The following is a 15,309-nucleotide window of genomic DNA, read 5'->3' as shown; positions in this document are numbered from 1 at the left end:
CGGGCAGCCGATGGCGGTGAACGACGCGGCACGTGGGCAGATCGTCACGTTCTACTCGTACAAGGGCGGCACGGGACGCACGATGGCGCTGGCCAACGTCGCCTGGATCCTGGCCAGCCAGGGCCTCCAGGTCCTCGTGGTGGACTGGGACCTGGAATCGCCCGGCCTGCACCGCTACTTCCACCCGTTCCTGCGCGACTCCGAGCTGCGGGCCACCCCCGGCGTCATCGAGATGATCTGGGATTACTCGATGGCCACCATGCAGCGCAACCCCGCCGACGACCAGGAGGAGCTGCTCGCCGGGCACGCCAAGATCCAGCGCCGGGCCGTCTCGCTGAACTGGGAGTTCCCGCACGGCGGCGTGATCGACTTCGTGGCGGCCGGCCAGCAGGACTCGGCGTACTCGCGGCTGGTGAGCACCTTCGACTGGTCGAACTTCTACGAACGCCAGGGCGGGGCGGCCTTCTTCGACGCGGTCCGCGCCCAGATGCGCGCCGAGTACGACATCGTGCTCATCGACAGCCGGACGGGCCTGAGCGACGTCGCCGGGATCTGCACCGTGCAGCTGCCCGACACCGTCGTCAACTGCTTCACCATGTCGACGCAGAGCATCCGGGGCGCGGCGGCCGTGGCCCGTTCGATCCGCGCCCAGCGCCCCGACGACCCACCGCTGCTGGTGCCGGTGCCGACCCGGGTCGAGGACGCCGAGCTGCGCAAGCTGGAGACCGGCCGGGACCTGGTGCGGGCGGAGTTCGCGTCCTTCCTCGACCACCTCTCCGACGCCGCGCGGACACGCTACTGGAACACCATCGAGGTGCCGTACCGCACCTTCTACGCCTACGAGGAGATCCTCGCCGCGTTCGGCGACCGCCCCGAGCAGACCGGCACCCTGCTCGCGGCGTACGAGCAGCTCGCCTCGGTGGTGACCGGCGGCCGGGTCACCCGGCTGGAGCCGATGCCGGAGGAGGAACGCCGCCGGTCGCTGACCGCGTTCGAACGTTCCCGGCTCACCGCCGAGCAGACCGTGCTGGTCGGCTACGCCTCGATGGACCGGCTCTGGGCGGAATGGATCAGCGACCAGCTGGAGGAAGCGGGCCTGCGGGTGGACCGGCGCGCGGTCGACGTACCCGTCCGGGCGGGTGGCCGGGCCGAGTTCGACCGCGCGCTCGCCGCCGCCAGCCGGGTGCTGGTGGTGCTGACCCGACACTTCGCGGCCACCCCACTGGCCGCCGAGGCATGGAAGGTCGCCGCCAGCCGGGACCAGATCGCCGGTGCCGGCGTCCTGGTGCCGCTGCGGGTCGACGAGTCCCGGCTCGCCCTGCCCTACACCGACCGTACGCCGGTCGACCTCACCGACGCCGACGCCGGCACCGCCCGGGCCCTGCTGCTCGAGGAGGTCGGCGCACCCGCGCACACGGTGAGCGGCCGGGCCGTCGGCAGATATCCCGGATCGTTCCCCGCAGTGTGGAACGTGCGCCCGCACGGCACCACCTTCGTCGGGCGGGCCGCGCAGCTGGAGGCGCTGCGCGACCGGCTCACCGCCTCGCCCGCCTCCGGACTACAGGTGGTCCACGGTCTGGGCGGCGTCGGCAAGACCCAGCTCGCCGCCGAGTACGCGCTCCGCTTCGCCCGCGACTACGACGTGGTCTGGTGGATCCCCGCCGACAACGAGGAGCGGATCCGGGGCGGGCTCGCCGACCTCGCCGACGCGCTGGGGCTCGGCGCCGGCGGCGGCGCCGAGGCGGTCCGGCGGGTGCTCGACGCGCTGCGCCGGGGCGGCCCCGGCCGACGCTGGCTGATCGTCATGGACAACGCCGACGAGCCGTCCCGCGCCACCCGGGCGCTGATCCCGCAGGGCCCGGGGCACGTCGTGCTCACCACCCGCGACCAGACCTGGAGCGAGTACGCCACCGCCACCGAGCTGACGGTCTTCGACCGCACGGAGAGCCTCCAACTGCTGCGCGAACGCGTCCGGGGGCTCACCGAGGACGAGGCGACCCAGGTCGCGGAGAAGCTCGGCGACCTGCCGTTGGCGGTCGAGCAGGGCGCCGCCTACCTGCGGGCCACGGCGCTGCCGGTGGAGCAGTACCTCGCGTCGCTGGACACCCCCGGCCTGCTGCGCATCCTCGACGGCCGGCAGTCGGCCGGCTACTCCAAGGCGCTCGCCGCGACCTGGCTGGTGACCCTGCGCCAGCTGCGGCAGGAGAAACCCGCCGCCGCGCGCCTGCTGGAGCTGTGCTCGTACTTCGCCCCCGAGCCGATCCCGGTCGCGATGCTCACCGGCGAGCGGTTCGCCGTCTTCATGGCCCCGTTCGACCCCACCCTCACCGACCCGATCCTGCAGGGGCTGGTCACCGCCGAGCTGGGCCGCTACGGCCTCGCCCAGGTGGACGCGGAGAACAACACCATCCGCATCCACCGGCTGGTGCAACTGGTCATCAAGGACCAGCTCGACGACCCGGCCGAGACCCGCCGCCAGGCCCAGCTGCTGCTCGCCGCCGCCAGCCCCCGCGACCCGGACAAGCCGGCCAACTGGCCGCGCTACGCCGAACTGTGGCCGCACGTACGGCCCTCGGCCCTGCACGAGTCCACCGCCGAGGAGGCCCGCCAGCTCGTCGCCGACACGGTGCGCTACCTCTACCGGCGCGGGGACTACGAGAGCGGGCGCTCGCTGGCGGAGGACGCGCTGGAGCACTGGCGCGACACCGACGACGACGACCCGACCAAGCTGCGGATGCGGTTCCACCTGGCCAACGTCCTGCGGGCGCAGAGCCTCTTCGACCAGGCCTTCGAGATCGACCAGGACGTCTACGACCGGCAGCGCCGGATCTTCGGCGAGCAGCACCTCTACACCCTGATGACCGCCCGCAGCATCGGGGCCGACCTGCGCGCCCAGGGCCGCTACCACGACGCCGAGCACCGCGACCGGCGCACCCTGGAGCTGAGCATCCGCAGCTTCGGCGAGGACAGCGGCCGTACCCTCACCGCCGAGAACAACCTCGCCGTCTCGCTGCGGCTGGCCGGGCACTTCCGCGAGGCGGCCCAGCTCGACCAGCACATCTACGAGCGGCGCCGGGAACGCTTCGGCGAGGAGGACCCGTCCACCCTCGCCTCGGCCAGCAACTACGGCCGGGGGCTGCGCGACACCGGGGAGCTGTGGCGCTCGCACAGCGTCCTGCAACGCACCTCCGCGACCCAGCAGAAGGTCGTCGGCCCCGACCACCCGGAGACCCTGCGTACCGCCAAGGAGCTGGCGCTGACCCTGCGCCAGCTCGGCCGCTTCGCCGACGCGCACCGCGTGCTGGAACGGACGGTGGTGCGCTACCAGCGCACCCTCGGCGGCGACCACGCCGACACCCTCTCCTGCGAGATGGCGCTGGCCACCACCTGGTCGGCGGTCGGCGACAACCCCACCGCGCTGCGGATGGCGAGGCAGTTGCGCGACAGCTACGCCGAGGTGCTCGGCGCCGACCACGCGTTCACCCTGGCCTGCCTCAACAACCTCGGCGTGTTCCTGCGCAAGGCCGGCGAGCACGCGCAGTCCCGCGATCTCGCCCAGCGGGTCCGCGACCAGCTCCTGGCCAGCCTCGGCGAGCGGCACCCGCACACCCTGCTCGCCACGCTCAACCTCGCCAACGACCTGTTCGCCCTCGGCGAGCGCGACGCCGCCCTGCTCCTGGACACCACCGCGTACGTCGAACTGACCCGGGCGCTCGGCGCCGAGCACCCGGACACCGTGTCGGCGTCGGTCAACCTGGCGGTCAGCCGGCTGGCCACCGAGAGCGAGGCCGACGCCGGCCGGGCCCTCTACGACGACGCGTTCGGCCAGCTGGTGCAGCTGTTCGGCGGCGACAACCCGCGGGTGGTCCAGGCCCGCCAGCGGGAGCGGTTCAACGGCTACATCGAGCCCGCGCTGCTCTGACCGGTCGACCGGTCGGGGCCACCGCCGGCGAGCCAGGTGGCCACCGCCACCGGGTCGGCCCCGGGCAGCCGGTGGCACAGCGCCCGGACCAGGTCGGGGCGGGTGGTCAACACCCGCGCGGCGGCGGTACGCCCCAGCCGCCCGGCGGCCAACGCGACCCCGACCAGCGCGTCGGTGTCCCCGGGATCCCCGGCGAGCCGACGACGGTACCCGGCCAGGGCACCCGGCACGTCCCCCTCGGCGTACGCCCGGTCGGCCTCGTCGGCGTCCGGCGACTGCCGCGAGCCGGGGACGACGCCGGTACCGGTCCCGCCGGCCCTGCCCAGCAGCCGGTGCCGCACCGCCGCCTCCGGCCCGGTGCCGCCGATCGACGCGGGCCGGGCCGGGCCGGGCACGACGGCGGGCGGGACGAGCGGCGGGGGCCTCCGCCGGCCCTGCCGCCACGCGTGCGCCACCTCCGCCACGTCGCCGTCGGCCGGGAGCAGGTTGGCCAGCGCCCAGCGCACCGCCCCGCCGTCCGCGACGTCGCGCGCCGCCGCCTCGACCCGCCGGTCGCCGTCGGACCCCCAGCCGCGCAGGGTGCCGGCCATGCCCGCTACGAAGGCCCGCCCGTCGTCGGTCAGCTCGGCGCTGCCGGCCAGCTGCGCCACGGCCCGCGCGGTCTGCTCCCGCCAGTACGCGTACTCGAACGCGCCGCGGACGCCCTCGTGCCGCCGGCAGCGCCACACCTCGGCGACCCCGAGGTGGGCGTACGCGCCCTGGAGCAGCGCGCCGACGGGGCGGGGGTCCGATCGCCAGGGGGCCCGGTAGCGGGCCGGCCCGTCCGGGACGTGCAGCGGCAGCAGGTCCAGCAGCGCGCCCAGCTTGGTGTGCTGCAACTCGTGCACGAGCAGCAGCGCGAGCGTCTCCGGGTCGTCCGGCACGGAGACCGCGATCGCGCCCAGCGCCGTCCGGCTGGTGGCGCTGACCGGGTGCCCGGACGGCGCGGGCGTGAGCGGCACCAGCGAACGCAGCAGCGCGGCCAGCCCCCGGGCGTGCGCCGGCAGCCGGTCGGTCAGCCAGTGCCACGCCTGCCCGGTCAGCCGGTCGAGCCGGTCCGCCGCCGCGTCGTCGAGCCGGCCCGTCGGCGGCCGGTGGTACCGGTACCGGTACGGGTCCTGGTCGTCGACGAGCACCTCGGTCGGGGGCGCGCCACGGACCGGGGTGACCCGGCGCGTCGGCAGCCACCCGCCCGCCGGGGTGCCGCCGTCCGGCCCGCTGGCCAAAGTGCCGCCGCCCGGCCCGTTCGCCAGAGTGCCGCCGCCCGGCCCGCTCGCCGCAACGCGCACGGTGTCGGCCGGCCCGCGCACCGACAGCCCCGGCGGTGCGTCGCCGCCGGTCGCCGGCCGGCCGTCGTACCGGCCGCCGACGCCGCGGACGACCGCGAGGCCGGCGCCGAGCCCGACCGCGCCGCCCACCGTGGGCAGCAGCAGCGTGCCCTCGGGGCAGGGCACGGCGAGCGTGAAGGGCAGGCCCGCCCGCACGGCCGCGGCGGCCGCCAGCCCGGCCAGGTAGGCCGGGTCGGGGTGGCCACCCAGCGCCGTCGTGGCCCAGCCGGTGACCGGTGGATGGGCCAGGACGTGGGCGACCGCCGCCGGGTCCGCCCGCTCGGCGCGGGTCAGCAGGGCGAGGCACTCCCGCACCGCCGGCCCGTCCCCGCCGGCACGCGCGGCGGCGACGGTGAGCAGTCGCCGGCGTCCCAGCTGCCCGGCGCGCAGCACCTCCAGCGTCGCGTCGTCGCCGTGCCCGGCGGCGAGCCCGGCCAGCTGGGCGGGGGAGAGCACCACTGTCTCACCGCCCCCGGGTGCCGACCCCACGGCCCGCCGCCATCGGCATGGACCCGGCCGACTCGACTGTCAGGAACTGCCCGGCCGTCTCGGCTGTCTCGGCTGTCTCGGCCGTCTTGGCCGTCTTGGCCGTCTTGGCCGGCCCTGGCGGGGCGGGCGGGGCGGTCCGCTCGGCCGGGTCGGGGTGGCCGGCCAGGGCGCGGCGGCGGAGGGCGTCGACGTCGGCGGCCACCACCCGCTGCACGTGCCGGATCAGCCGGTAGAGGTCGGGGCAGTAGACGGACGGGTGCGCGAATCCCGCGCCGGCACGGAAGCGGTGCGCGTAGAGGCCGCCGCCGCAGGCGCTGAGCACCGGACAGGCCCGGCACTCGGCGGCCAGGGCCGCCGGACCGGTGGGCCGGCCGGCCAGCGACGGGTGACGCAGCGCCTCGTCGAAGGAGTGCCGGAAGACGTCCAGCCCCGTACGCATCGACGCGTCGTCGGTCGTCTTCAGGGTGTCGGTGCCCTCGATGGTGCCGTCGGTCTCGATGGTCATGAGGTCCGGCTCGGCGAAGCCCAGCGCCCGGGTGCCGCTGCGACCGCCGAGCACCAACGCGATCAGCGACTCGAACAACCGGATGCCCGTCCGCCGCGGCGTGCTGTGGTACCAGCGGTCGAAGACGGCGACCAGCCAGTCGCCGTACGGGGTCTCGGCGGTGTCCGGCCCGCGCCCGGGTGGGGGAGCGCTCCAGTTACCGTGCGGCAGCAGCAGGTCCAGCCGGGGCGGGGCGAACGCGAGCAGCGCCTCGTAGACGCGTACCGGATCGTTGGCCAGGTCGACCGTGCAGAGCAGCCCCGCCCAGCGCGACCGGTGCTCCGGGCGGGCGAGCAGCCGCAGCGCGGCGGCCACGTCGGCGAAGCTGCCCCGCCCGTCGGGGTAGCGGCGGTGCCGGTCGTTGGCGACCCGGTCACCGTCGAGGCTCACCCCGACGTCGATGTCGTGCCGGTGGCACAGCGCCAGGAACTCCTCGTCCAGCAGCACGCCGTTGGTCTGCATGCCGATGTCGAGCACCGCGCCCGGGGGCAGCGCCGCGCGCAGGGTGCGTACGGTCCGGTCGAGCACCGCCGGGCCGGCCAGCAGCGGCTCGCCGCCGTGCAGCACGACGCGTACCCGGTCGAGCCGGTGCCGCGCCAGGTGCGCGCCGAGGCGTCGCGCGACCTGGTCCACGGTGCCCGGGGCGATCACCCGGGGTCGTTCGCGCCACCGCTGGTCCGCGTGCCGGTAGACGTAACAGTGGTCGCACGCCAGGTTGCACCGGCTGTGCACCTTGAGCACGAGCTGCCGCACCCGGGGCGGCGGGCCGCCTCCGGCGCGCGGGCCGCCCCTTTCCGTCTCTCGCCCGGCCGGTTGCGCCGGGGCGACGGGATCGGCAGTGGCGTGGCCCGTCGGCGGGCGGGTGTGCTCAGGGCGGGGCGGCGCGGCCGACGTCGGGGCGTCGGCGGACACGTCAGAAGCTCGACTCGAACGCGGACACGTCGAGCTGTCGGCCCGGCTCGTCGCCGACCACGAGGGTGCCGAGCACGTGGGCCAGCACGCTGTCACCGGCGCCGGCAAGCAGGTCGGCCAGCGGCACGTCCCCCAGCCGTACCAGGGCGGGTCCCGCCTCCACGGGCGGCAGCTCGGTCTCAGCCACGGTGGACCGTCCGGCGACCGTGGACCCTGCCGCGCGTCATCGCTGCGCTCACCCCGCCTTTTCTACACCATCGGGAGCCGGCCGCGACGCTCCTGCGCCGCAGACCCGCGCGGGGGACGACGGCACCGGGACGGCACCGGCCGCCCGGCTCGCGGCCCGGATCCCCGGCGGCGCGTACGGCCCGCCCGGCGTCGCGTGCCGGCGGGTGCTGGGCTCCGGCGGGGCCGCCGCTGCCCCGCACCGCGAGCGCGATGACCGGTGACATCCCGCCTCCCGTCCGCGTCGGTGTCCGAAGCATAGGGGCGGGGCGACCCCCCGGGCGACCGCCGTCCGCAAACCCGACTCAGCGCCGTGTCGTACCCGTGGTCCATGATCCTTGTCGTCACAGCGACGCCGGCGGCCCCTCCGGCGTCCGGATGGTCGTGGGCGGCGCCGGAAGCGGCGGACGGGAGGTCGGACAGTGGCTGACGCGGAACGGACCGCGTGGCGACGGCGCAGCACGGTACGGGTGGTGCCGCCCGCGCGGCCCCGCAAGCTGGCCAAGGTGCCCTTCGTCGAGTTGGCCGACGGACGGTTGCAGGGGGTGGTCTCCAGCGGGTCGGACGTCGACCGGGTCTACGTGTCGTCGATCGCCTCCGGCACCCACGCCTACCACTGCAGCACCAACAACAACCGTCCCTGCGGAGGGCTGCGCGGCATGCCGTGCAAACACCTGCACGCCCTCGCCGAGGAGGCGCTGCTCCAGTACGGCGCCGAGCGTGTCGCCCGCTACCTGCGGGTCGACGTCGGCGCGGAGGTGGACACCGCCCGGGAACTGCTCTCCGCCCTGGACGGGCGGCACGAGCCGACCCCGGCCGCCGTCGTGTTCAGCCGCTTCCTGCGGCACCTGTCCTACCTCGAACTGCCCGGCAGCACGGTCGCCCTGCCTGAGCTGCACTGGTTCCCGGCCGTCGGGGCGGGCCGCTGATGCTCGGCACGCAGCTCGCCGCCCTGCGCGACGGCACCCCGACCGGTCTGACCGACGCCCTCGACCTGGTCGCCGGGCTCGACGACGCGCTGCTGCGCGGCCTCGCCCGGGTGGGCGCCGACGACGCCGCCGCGCTGGCCGCCCTGGCCGGTGCGTTCGCCGCCACCCCGCTCGGCGACCGGCTCGCCGAGGCGGTGACCAAGGTGACCGCCGGTTCGGTGGCCGAGGAACACCTGCTCGCTCTCGCCGGCGCCCGGTGCGCGCTGTTCGGCGCCGCGCACGACGCGCTGCTCGGGCAGCTGGACTCCGCACTGGGCCGCTCCCGCGCCCCCTGGGCCGCCGGCGCGGCCGGGCCCGAGGGCGACGCGGTCGCGGCCCGCGCCGGCGCTCGCGCCTGGCTGCACGAGGTGGCGGTGACCGGCTGGGGCGGCCTCGACCACGAACTCGTGGCCGGGGCGGGGGCACCGGTCGAGGCGGCCCTCGCCGAGCCCCGGCTGCGCCGGCTCGCGGTGCTGCTCGACGGGCTCGCCGCCGAGCTGCGCGCCTGCGTGCCGGTGGCCACGATGGCGCAGCCGCCGCTGCGGCGCTGGGCCGACCTGTGGGCCCGGGGTGTGCTGCTGGCCCAGGACGCGGCGACCGCGTCCTCGCCGACCGCTGCCGAGGAGGTCTCCGGGCGGCTGCTGGTGCTGGGCGTCGACGTGCACGAGCACGACACCGCCGTGCAGGCGCAGCTGCACGCGATCCTGGAGCCGGCCGACGGCGGGCCGCCCCGGCTGGTCCGCTGCGCGGTCGGCGCGGTCAAGGTGGAGACGATCGTCGGGCCGGCGCTGTGGCGCCTGCTGGACGCCCATCCCGTGCTGCTGGCCGCGCTGGCCGAGCGACGCGCCGTGACGGTCACCGGTCTGCCGCTGCACGGCGCGGACCTGATCTGGCACGACGACCGGGTACGCCCCGGCGAGCCGGCCGACCCGTTCGCCACCGCCCGGGTCCTGCTGCCCACGGCGGTTGCGGCGGCGTCGGCGCCGCTGGACCGGCACCCCGTCGGGATCGCCGAGCCGGTGCTGGTGGAGGGCTACACCGTGCGCGACGACGACGGCACGACGACCTTCGAGCTCGGCGGCCAGTCGATCGCCGTCGCGGTGGACCGGCTGCCCTCCTGCGGCCCGCTCACCCCCGAGCTGGTGGCCGCATCCGCCGCCTGCATCGGGCTGATCCGGTGGGACGACGATCGGTGGCTGCTGCAACCCCTGGCGGTGCGCACCACCGTCAAACGCCGGCCGGTCGACGTGCACACCGGAGACTGGGCGGGCGGGATCACCGACCCGAAGATCGCCAAGGCGGAGGCCAAGGCGGGCGACGCCGTGGCGGTGCTGCGCGAGCGCGCGGGACGGTTGCTGCGCCGATGACCGATCTGCCGACCCCCGCGGACCTCGCCGACGCCAACCGGCGCCAGGTGCTCTACTGGCGGCTGCTGGCCCGGCTCTTCGACCCCGACGAGCAGCCCACCCTGGAATCGGCCAGCATGGCGGTCGTGGAGGACCTCGGCCTGCCGGCCGCCCTCCTGGATCCGGCGGTCTCGGTGGACACCGTCGTCCAGCGCTTCCCGGCCATCGCCGACGAGCTGCGCGGCCTGCTCCACCCCGAGCCCGACGCCCCGGCCGCCGCGGCACCCGACTCCACCAGCGATCCCGCCGGCCCGACTGACCTCGCCGAATCCGCCGCCGATCCCGCCGATCCCGCCGAGTCCGCAGGCACCGTCGGGTCCGCAGGCACCGTCGGGTCCGCAGGCACCGTCGGGTCCGCCGACTCCGGCGGGTGCGGCGAGCCTGCGGGATCCGCCGCCGGAACCGGCGGCGACGGGCCGCCGCAAGCGCCGGGCGCCGCCGAGGTACGCCGCGCCGCCCTGGTGTCGAAGCTGCTGCTCAACGTGTTCGCCACCGGCCACGGCGCGGTCGACGCGGGCCAGCTGGCCCGGTGGCAGTCCGACGCCGGCTGGTTCGAGCAGGCGCTCGGGATGGAGCCCGGCGGGCTGCGCCGGCAGGGCGGCGGCGACGGCCTGGGCGGGGTGCTGGCCGGCATCGAGGGCGACCTGGTCCGCCGGATGCACCTGCGGGAGGTGCTGGCCGATCCGGTGCTGGCCAGTCGGCTGACGCCGAGCATGTCGCTGATCGAGCAGCTGCTGCGCGACAAGGCGAACCTCTCCGGGGTGGCCCTGGCTAACGCCAAGGCGCTCATCCGGCGCTTCGTCGATGAGGTCGCCGAGGTGCTGCGTACGCAGGTCGCGCAGACCAGCGTCGGCGTCGTCGACCGGTCCGTGCCGCCGAAGCGGGTCTACCGCAACCTCGACCTCGACCGCACGATCTGGCAGAACCTGACCAACTGGAGTCCGGAGGACGAGCGCCTCTACGTGGACCGCCTCTACTACCGGCAGACCGCCCGGCGGGTCACGCCGGCCCGGCTGATCGTGGTGGTGGACCAGTCGGGCTCCATGGTCGACTCGATGGTCAACTGCACCATCCTCGCGTCGATCTTCGCCGGCCTGCCCAAGGTGGACGTGCACCTGATCGCGTACGACACGCGGGCCCTGGACCTCACGCCCTGGGTGCACGACCCGTTCGAGGTGCTGCTGCGTACGAAGCTGGGCGGCGGCAACGACGGCCCGGTGGCGATGGCGCTGGCCCGCCCGAAGATCGTCGAGCCGAAGAACACGGTCATGGTGTGGATCTCGGACTTCTACGAGTTCGACCGCTCCCAGCCGCTGTTCGACGGCATCGAGGCGGTGCACCGCTCCGGGGTGCGGTTCATCCCGGTCGGCTCGGTCAACAGCTCGGGCCAGCAGAGCGTCAACCCCTGGTTCCGGCAACGCTTCAAGGACCTGGGCACGCCGGTGATCTCCGGCCACATCCGCAAACTCGTCTTCGAGCTCAAGAGCTTCCTCACCTAGGAGAACAACCCCTCATGTCCGAGATGCTGCGTGCCCCCGCCGAGGTCAAGTACGCCGAGGAACTCGACTACCTGGAGTCGGTCGACACCGACCCGAAGCCGTTCTCGTGGCGGCTGAGCCCGCGGATGGTCCGCCTGTTCGTCCTCGGCTCGGAGCGCGCCGACGGGCTCGACCGGGAGATCCCGCAGAAGTGGTTCGGCGACCGTACGTTCGTCGAACGCAGCATCGTGACCCTGGCGTCGGACCGGGGCCTGCTGCTGATCGGCGACCCGGGCACCGGCAAGAGCTGGCTGGCCGAGCTGCTGGCTGCCGCCGTCTGCCGCAACTCGACGCTGGTGGTCCAGGGCACCGCCGGCACCACCGAGGACCACATCAAGTACTCGTGGAACGTCTCCATGGTCATCGCCCGGGGCCAGTCCCGGGAGTCGATGATCCCCTCGCCGATCATGACGGCGATGGAGCAGGGCACCATCGGCCGGTTCGAGGAGCTGACCCGCTCCACGAGCGACGTGCAGGACGCGCTGATCTCGATCCTGTCGGAGAAGTACGTCAGCATCCCGGAGCTGGACCACGACAACATCGTCTTCGCCAGGCCCGGCTTCTCGATCATCGCCACGGCCAACAGCCGCGACCGGGGCGTGAACGACCTCTCCTCGGCGCTCAAGCGGCGGTTCAACTTCGTCCGGATCCCCGTGGTGACGAACAAGCGCAGCGAGGCCGAGATCGTCCGCTTCCGCACCGAGGAGCTGCTGCGCCGCCACCAGATCACGCTGGACGTGCCGCCCACCCTGCTGGACATCCTGTTGCAGAGCTTCGCCGACCTGCGCGCCGCCGCCTCCGCCGCGACCAGCGACGACGAGAAGCTGGAGTCGGCGCTGTCCACCGCCGAACAGATCGGCGTCCTGGAGGACGCCATCCTGCACAGCCAGTTCTTCGGCGACCGCACCCTGCGCGCCGAGACGCTGGCCGGGTCGCTGGTGGGCTCGCTCGCCCGACGCAGCCCGGAGGACCTGGCGATCCTCAACAAGTACCTGCACGGGGTCGTGGAGCCACGGGCCAAGCAGGACGGTGGCGGTTGGGAGGGCTTCCTCGACGGCGGCCGCCAGGCGATCGCCGCCCTGTCGTGACCGCTCCCACCACGATCGGACCGTTCGGCGCGCTGCGCGAGCAGCTCACGGCCGCCGCCACCGCCTTCGCCGGCAGTTCGGCCGCCGTCGCCGACATCCTCGCCGGCATCGTCGACGACGTCGACCGCGCCCTCGGCGAGGAGCTGGAGATCTTCCCGGTCTGCCACCACTCGCCGGCCTCCGCGCTGGCCATGGTCCGCCGGCTGCGCGCGAAGCAGCCGAAGGTGATCTACCTGGAGCTCTGCGAGGACCTCCAGCCGCTGCTGGGCGAGCTGCGCAACTGCCGCCTCCCGGTCGCCGTGCAGGCGTTCGCCTCGGAGCTGGAGGGCTTCCCGGCCGACTGGGGGCCGCTCAGCGTGGTCGCGCCGGTCACCGAGGCCAGCGCCGAATACCAGGCGATCGCGTACGCGCTGGAGACGCCCGGCGTCGAGCTGGTGCTGGTGGACCGCTCCACCGACCACGTCTTCCAGTGGTCGCCCCGCCCACGCGGCACGGGCGAGGAGACCCCGCCCGGCCCCGGCGAGGAGGCCCCGCCCGGCGGGGACGTCGAGGCCGCCGCGCCGGCGGGGGAGGAGGCGGCTCTGCACGGCGACGCGGTCGGGGTCGAGATCGGCGACCTGCGGCCCCGCTTCGCGGAGCTGGAGGCCTACCTCCTGCACCACGGCAAGGTCCGGCACTGGTCGGAGTGGTGGGACCAGTACGTCGAGCAGCCGCTGGCCGACGCCGACCACGACACCTACCGGCAGGTGATGGTGCTGATCGGCAGCCTGTTCCGGCGGCTGCGCCCGGCCGGCTCGGACGCCCGGGACAGGGACGAGGACCGCGAGCGCTACATGTGGACGCGGATGCGCCAGCACCTCGCCGCCACCGGGGCCGACCCCGCCGACTGCCTCTACGTCTGCGGCGCGTTCCACGCCGCCAGCCGGGTGGAGCAGTTCGGGTTGCGGGGCGACGCCTCGTTCGAGATCAGTCCCCGCACCGCCACCCGGTGGCACTACGGGCTCATCCCGTCCAGCCACTCCGCCATCGAGGCGCAGTTCGGCCTCGCACCCGGCTCGGTGTCGATCGCAGCCGCCACCTGGGCCAAGGCGGTCGACCGCACCGGGCTGACCCCGTTCCGGCTGGAGGGCCAGCGCGGGGGTCGGACCCGCACCGGTGGCCGGCGCCGCGCCGCCCCGGCCCCCGCGCCCGCCGCTGAAGTCGCCGACCGGCTCTCGGGATACCTGGCGCAGCCGCCGGCGCCGCAGGGCCTGGACGAGGGGGAGCTGCGCGGCTGGTGCGTCGACATCGTCCGGCTGGCCCGCCGCAACGGCTACCTGGCCAGCACCGCCGACGCGATCGCCGTCTTCGAGACCTCGATCCTCCTCGCCGGGCTGCGCAACCGCGCCCGCCCCACGCCGTACGACTTCGCCGACGCGGCGGTCACCTGCATCGAGAAGGACGTCGTCCCGGGCCGCCGGGACGTCCGGCGGCTCTGCGAGATCCTGTTCGGCGGCGACCGGGTCGGCCAGGTGGGCTACGAGGCCCTGCCGCCGCTCGCCCGCGACGTCCACGACCGTCTCGCCCCGCTCGGGCTGGACCTGGAGAAGCGCACCATCCAGCGGGCCCTGGTGGACCTGCGGGCCAGTCCCGAGCTGGTGCCCTGCTCCGATCTGCTGTGGCGGCTGCGGCACCTGCTGCCGTCCGACGCGGTCCGGCCCATCATGGGTGAGCGCCGACTGGGGCACCGCTCGATCCAGGAGAGCTGGGACCTGGCTCTCGGCCGCAACCAGCGTTCGCTCATCGAGTTGGGCTACGAGGGGGTGACCGTCGAGCAGGTGCTGGAGCAGCGCCTGCGTCGCGCGGTGCGGGGCCCGGACGCGACGGCCTCGGTCGCGCTGGAGGCCGTCGAGGACGCCATCCGGCTGCTCGACAGCCCGCGCCTGGTCGACGAGCTGGGCACCCGCGCGGTGGAGCTGCTCGCCGCCGAACGTACGGTCGACGACGCCCCCGAGGTGCTGCGCCGGATCCGGCGGCTGCTGGCCCACCACCGCGCCACCGGGCCGCTGCCGGCCTGGTGCGAGGCGTTCGTCACCACCGGTTACGCGCACTACTGCACCCTGCTGCCCACCGCCTTCGTCGACGAGGACAGCGGCGTACGGCAGGTCGGCGCCATGCTGGGCTTCCTGTTCGGCATGGAGAGCCTGGCGCTCTCCCTGGGCTGCGACCGCTCCCAGCTCGAACTCGCCGTGGCGCAGTGCCACCCGGAGACGCCGGCCAAGGTGGCCCTGCTCTGGGCCGCCCGGCACCAGCTGGGCCTGCTGCCGCTGGCCGAGTTGCGCGAGCGGTGTGCCGCGCTGCTCGCCAACCCGCTGGTGGTGCCCGCCTTCCCGCAGTACCTCAGCGGGTTCGTGCAGGCCCTGGAGCCGGTGCCGGGGCTCGCCGCGTTCGTCGTGGAGGTGATGTCGTCCGCGTTCGCCCGGCTGCCCGACCCGGTGCTGCTGCCGTGGCTGCCCACCCTGATCACCACGCTGCGCGCGCACGGTGCGGAGCTGGTGCCGCTGCTGGTCCGGGAGGCGGGGCGTACGTTCCCGGGCTCGCTGGCCGCGCTGGACGCCTGGGTGCCGCCATGGTCGGCCGCCCCGGCGGCGCCAGCCGTCACCGCCGTCGCCTCCGGGCCGGTGGCCGCCCTGCTGGCGGACAACCGGGAGAGCGTGGACGCCGTCGCCGCGCTCCTCGGCTGCGCCGGCGGCTGGCGCGAGGCGGGGGTCACGGCCAGCGCCGTTCCCGTCGGGGTGACCGCCCTGCTGGCCGCGCACCCGGAGACCGTCGACGCCGTGGCCGGCCTGCTGGCCCCGACGCCACGCTGAC

General features: G+C 75.1%; 8 protein-coding genes and 2 pseudogenes. 7 read left to right on the top strand and 3 right to left on the bottom strand.

Annotated elements, in window-relative coordinates:
* The first annotated feature begins 10 nt into the window (after positions 1 to 10).
* Positions 11 to 3,922, top strand: coding sequence for an FxSxx-COOH system tetratricopeptide repeat protein (gene fxsT, locus ACGFIR_RS27145; RefSeq protein ID WP_393006909.1), 3,912 nt, complete (start codon positions 11 to 13; stop codon positions 3,920 to 3,922).
* Here fxsT and ACGFIR_RS27140 read toward each other — a convergent pair.
* From ACGFIR_RS27140 to fxsA, 3 genes are all read right to left on the bottom strand, one after another.
* A complete protein-coding gene (locus tag ACGFIR_RS27140; RefSeq protein ID WP_393147966.1) occupies positions 3,898 to 5,748 on the bottom strand; it encodes an aKG-HExxH-type peptide beta-hydroxylase in 1,851 nt (616 codons plus the stop codon). The two genes, fxsT and ACGFIR_RS27140, sit on opposite strands and share 25 nt — an antisense overlap.
* Before the next feature lie 4 nt (positions 5,749 to 5,752).
* The gene (locus tag ACGFIR_RS27135; protein ID WP_393147964.1) at positions 5,753 to 7,075 is read right to left on the bottom strand and encodes an FxsB family cyclophane-forming radical SAM/SPASM peptide maturase; all 1,323 of its coding nucleotides are present in this window, start codon (positions 7,073 to 7,075) and stop codon (positions 5,753 to 5,755) included.
* Between the two features lie 160 nt (positions 7,076 to 7,235).
* Positions 7,236 to 7,421, bottom strand: coding sequence for an FxSxx-COOH cyclophane-containing RiPP peptide (gene fxsA, locus ACGFIR_RS27130; RefSeq protein ID WP_393006915.1), 186 nt, complete (start codon positions 7,419 to 7,421; stop codon positions 7,236 to 7,238).
* A 460-nt stretch (positions 7,422 to 7,881) separates the two neighbouring features.
* Between fxsA and ACGFIR_RS27125 the strand changes: the two genes are divergently transcribed.
* The 6 genes and pseudogenes from ACGFIR_RS27125 to ACGFIR_RS27100 all read left to right on the top strand — a co-directional run bounded on the left by ACGFIR_RS27125 (position 7,882) and on the right by ACGFIR_RS27100 (position 15,308).
* Positions 7,882 to 8,388: a hypothetical protein gene (locus ACGFIR_RS27125; RefSeq protein ID WP_393147962.1), complete on the top strand. Its 507-nt coding sequence runs from the start codon at positions 7,882 to 7,884 to the stop codon at positions 8,386 to 8,388.
* The gene (locus ACGFIR_RS27120; protein ID WP_393006917.1) at positions 8,388 to 9,794 is read left to right on the top strand and encodes a hypothetical protein; all 1,407 of its coding nucleotides are present in this window, start codon (positions 8,388 to 8,390) and stop codon (positions 9,792 to 9,794) included. Before ACGFIR_RS27125 ends, ACGFIR_RS27120 begins: the two co-directional genes overlap by 1 nt.
* A pseudogene (locus tag ACGFIR_RS27115) lies at positions 9,791 to 10,078 on the top strand (hypothetical protein); the annotation flags it as partial. The gene ACGFIR_RS27120 and the pseudogene ACGFIR_RS27115, both read left to right, overlap by 4 nt.
* Before the next feature lie 180 nt (positions 10,079 to 10,258).
* Positions 10,259 to 11,332, top strand: a pseudogene (locus tag ACGFIR_RS27110) (VWA domain-containing protein); the annotation flags it as partial.
* Between the two features lie 14 nt (positions 11,333 to 11,346).
* Positions 11,347 to 12,459: an AAA family ATPase gene (locus tag ACGFIR_RS27105; protein WP_393006919.1), complete on the top strand. Its 1,113-nt coding sequence runs from the start codon at positions 11,347 to 11,349 to the stop codon at positions 12,457 to 12,459.
* Entirely contained in the window at positions 12,456 to 15,308 is a 2,853-nt protein-coding gene (locus ACGFIR_RS27100) for a hypothetical protein (RefSeq protein ID WP_393147961.1), read from the top strand. Before ACGFIR_RS27105 ends, ACGFIR_RS27100 begins: the two co-directional genes overlap by 4 nt.
* Position 15,309 lies beyond the last annotated feature (1 nt).

It is taken from the genome of Micromonospora sp. NPDC049051, from assembly GCF_043197575.1.
Lineage (GTDB): Bacteria > Actinomycetota > Actinomycetes > Mycobacteriales > Micromonosporaceae > Micromonospora.
Note: the sequence above shows the minus strand (reverse complement) of the source record. Positions and strands in the feature narration are given on the sequence as shown.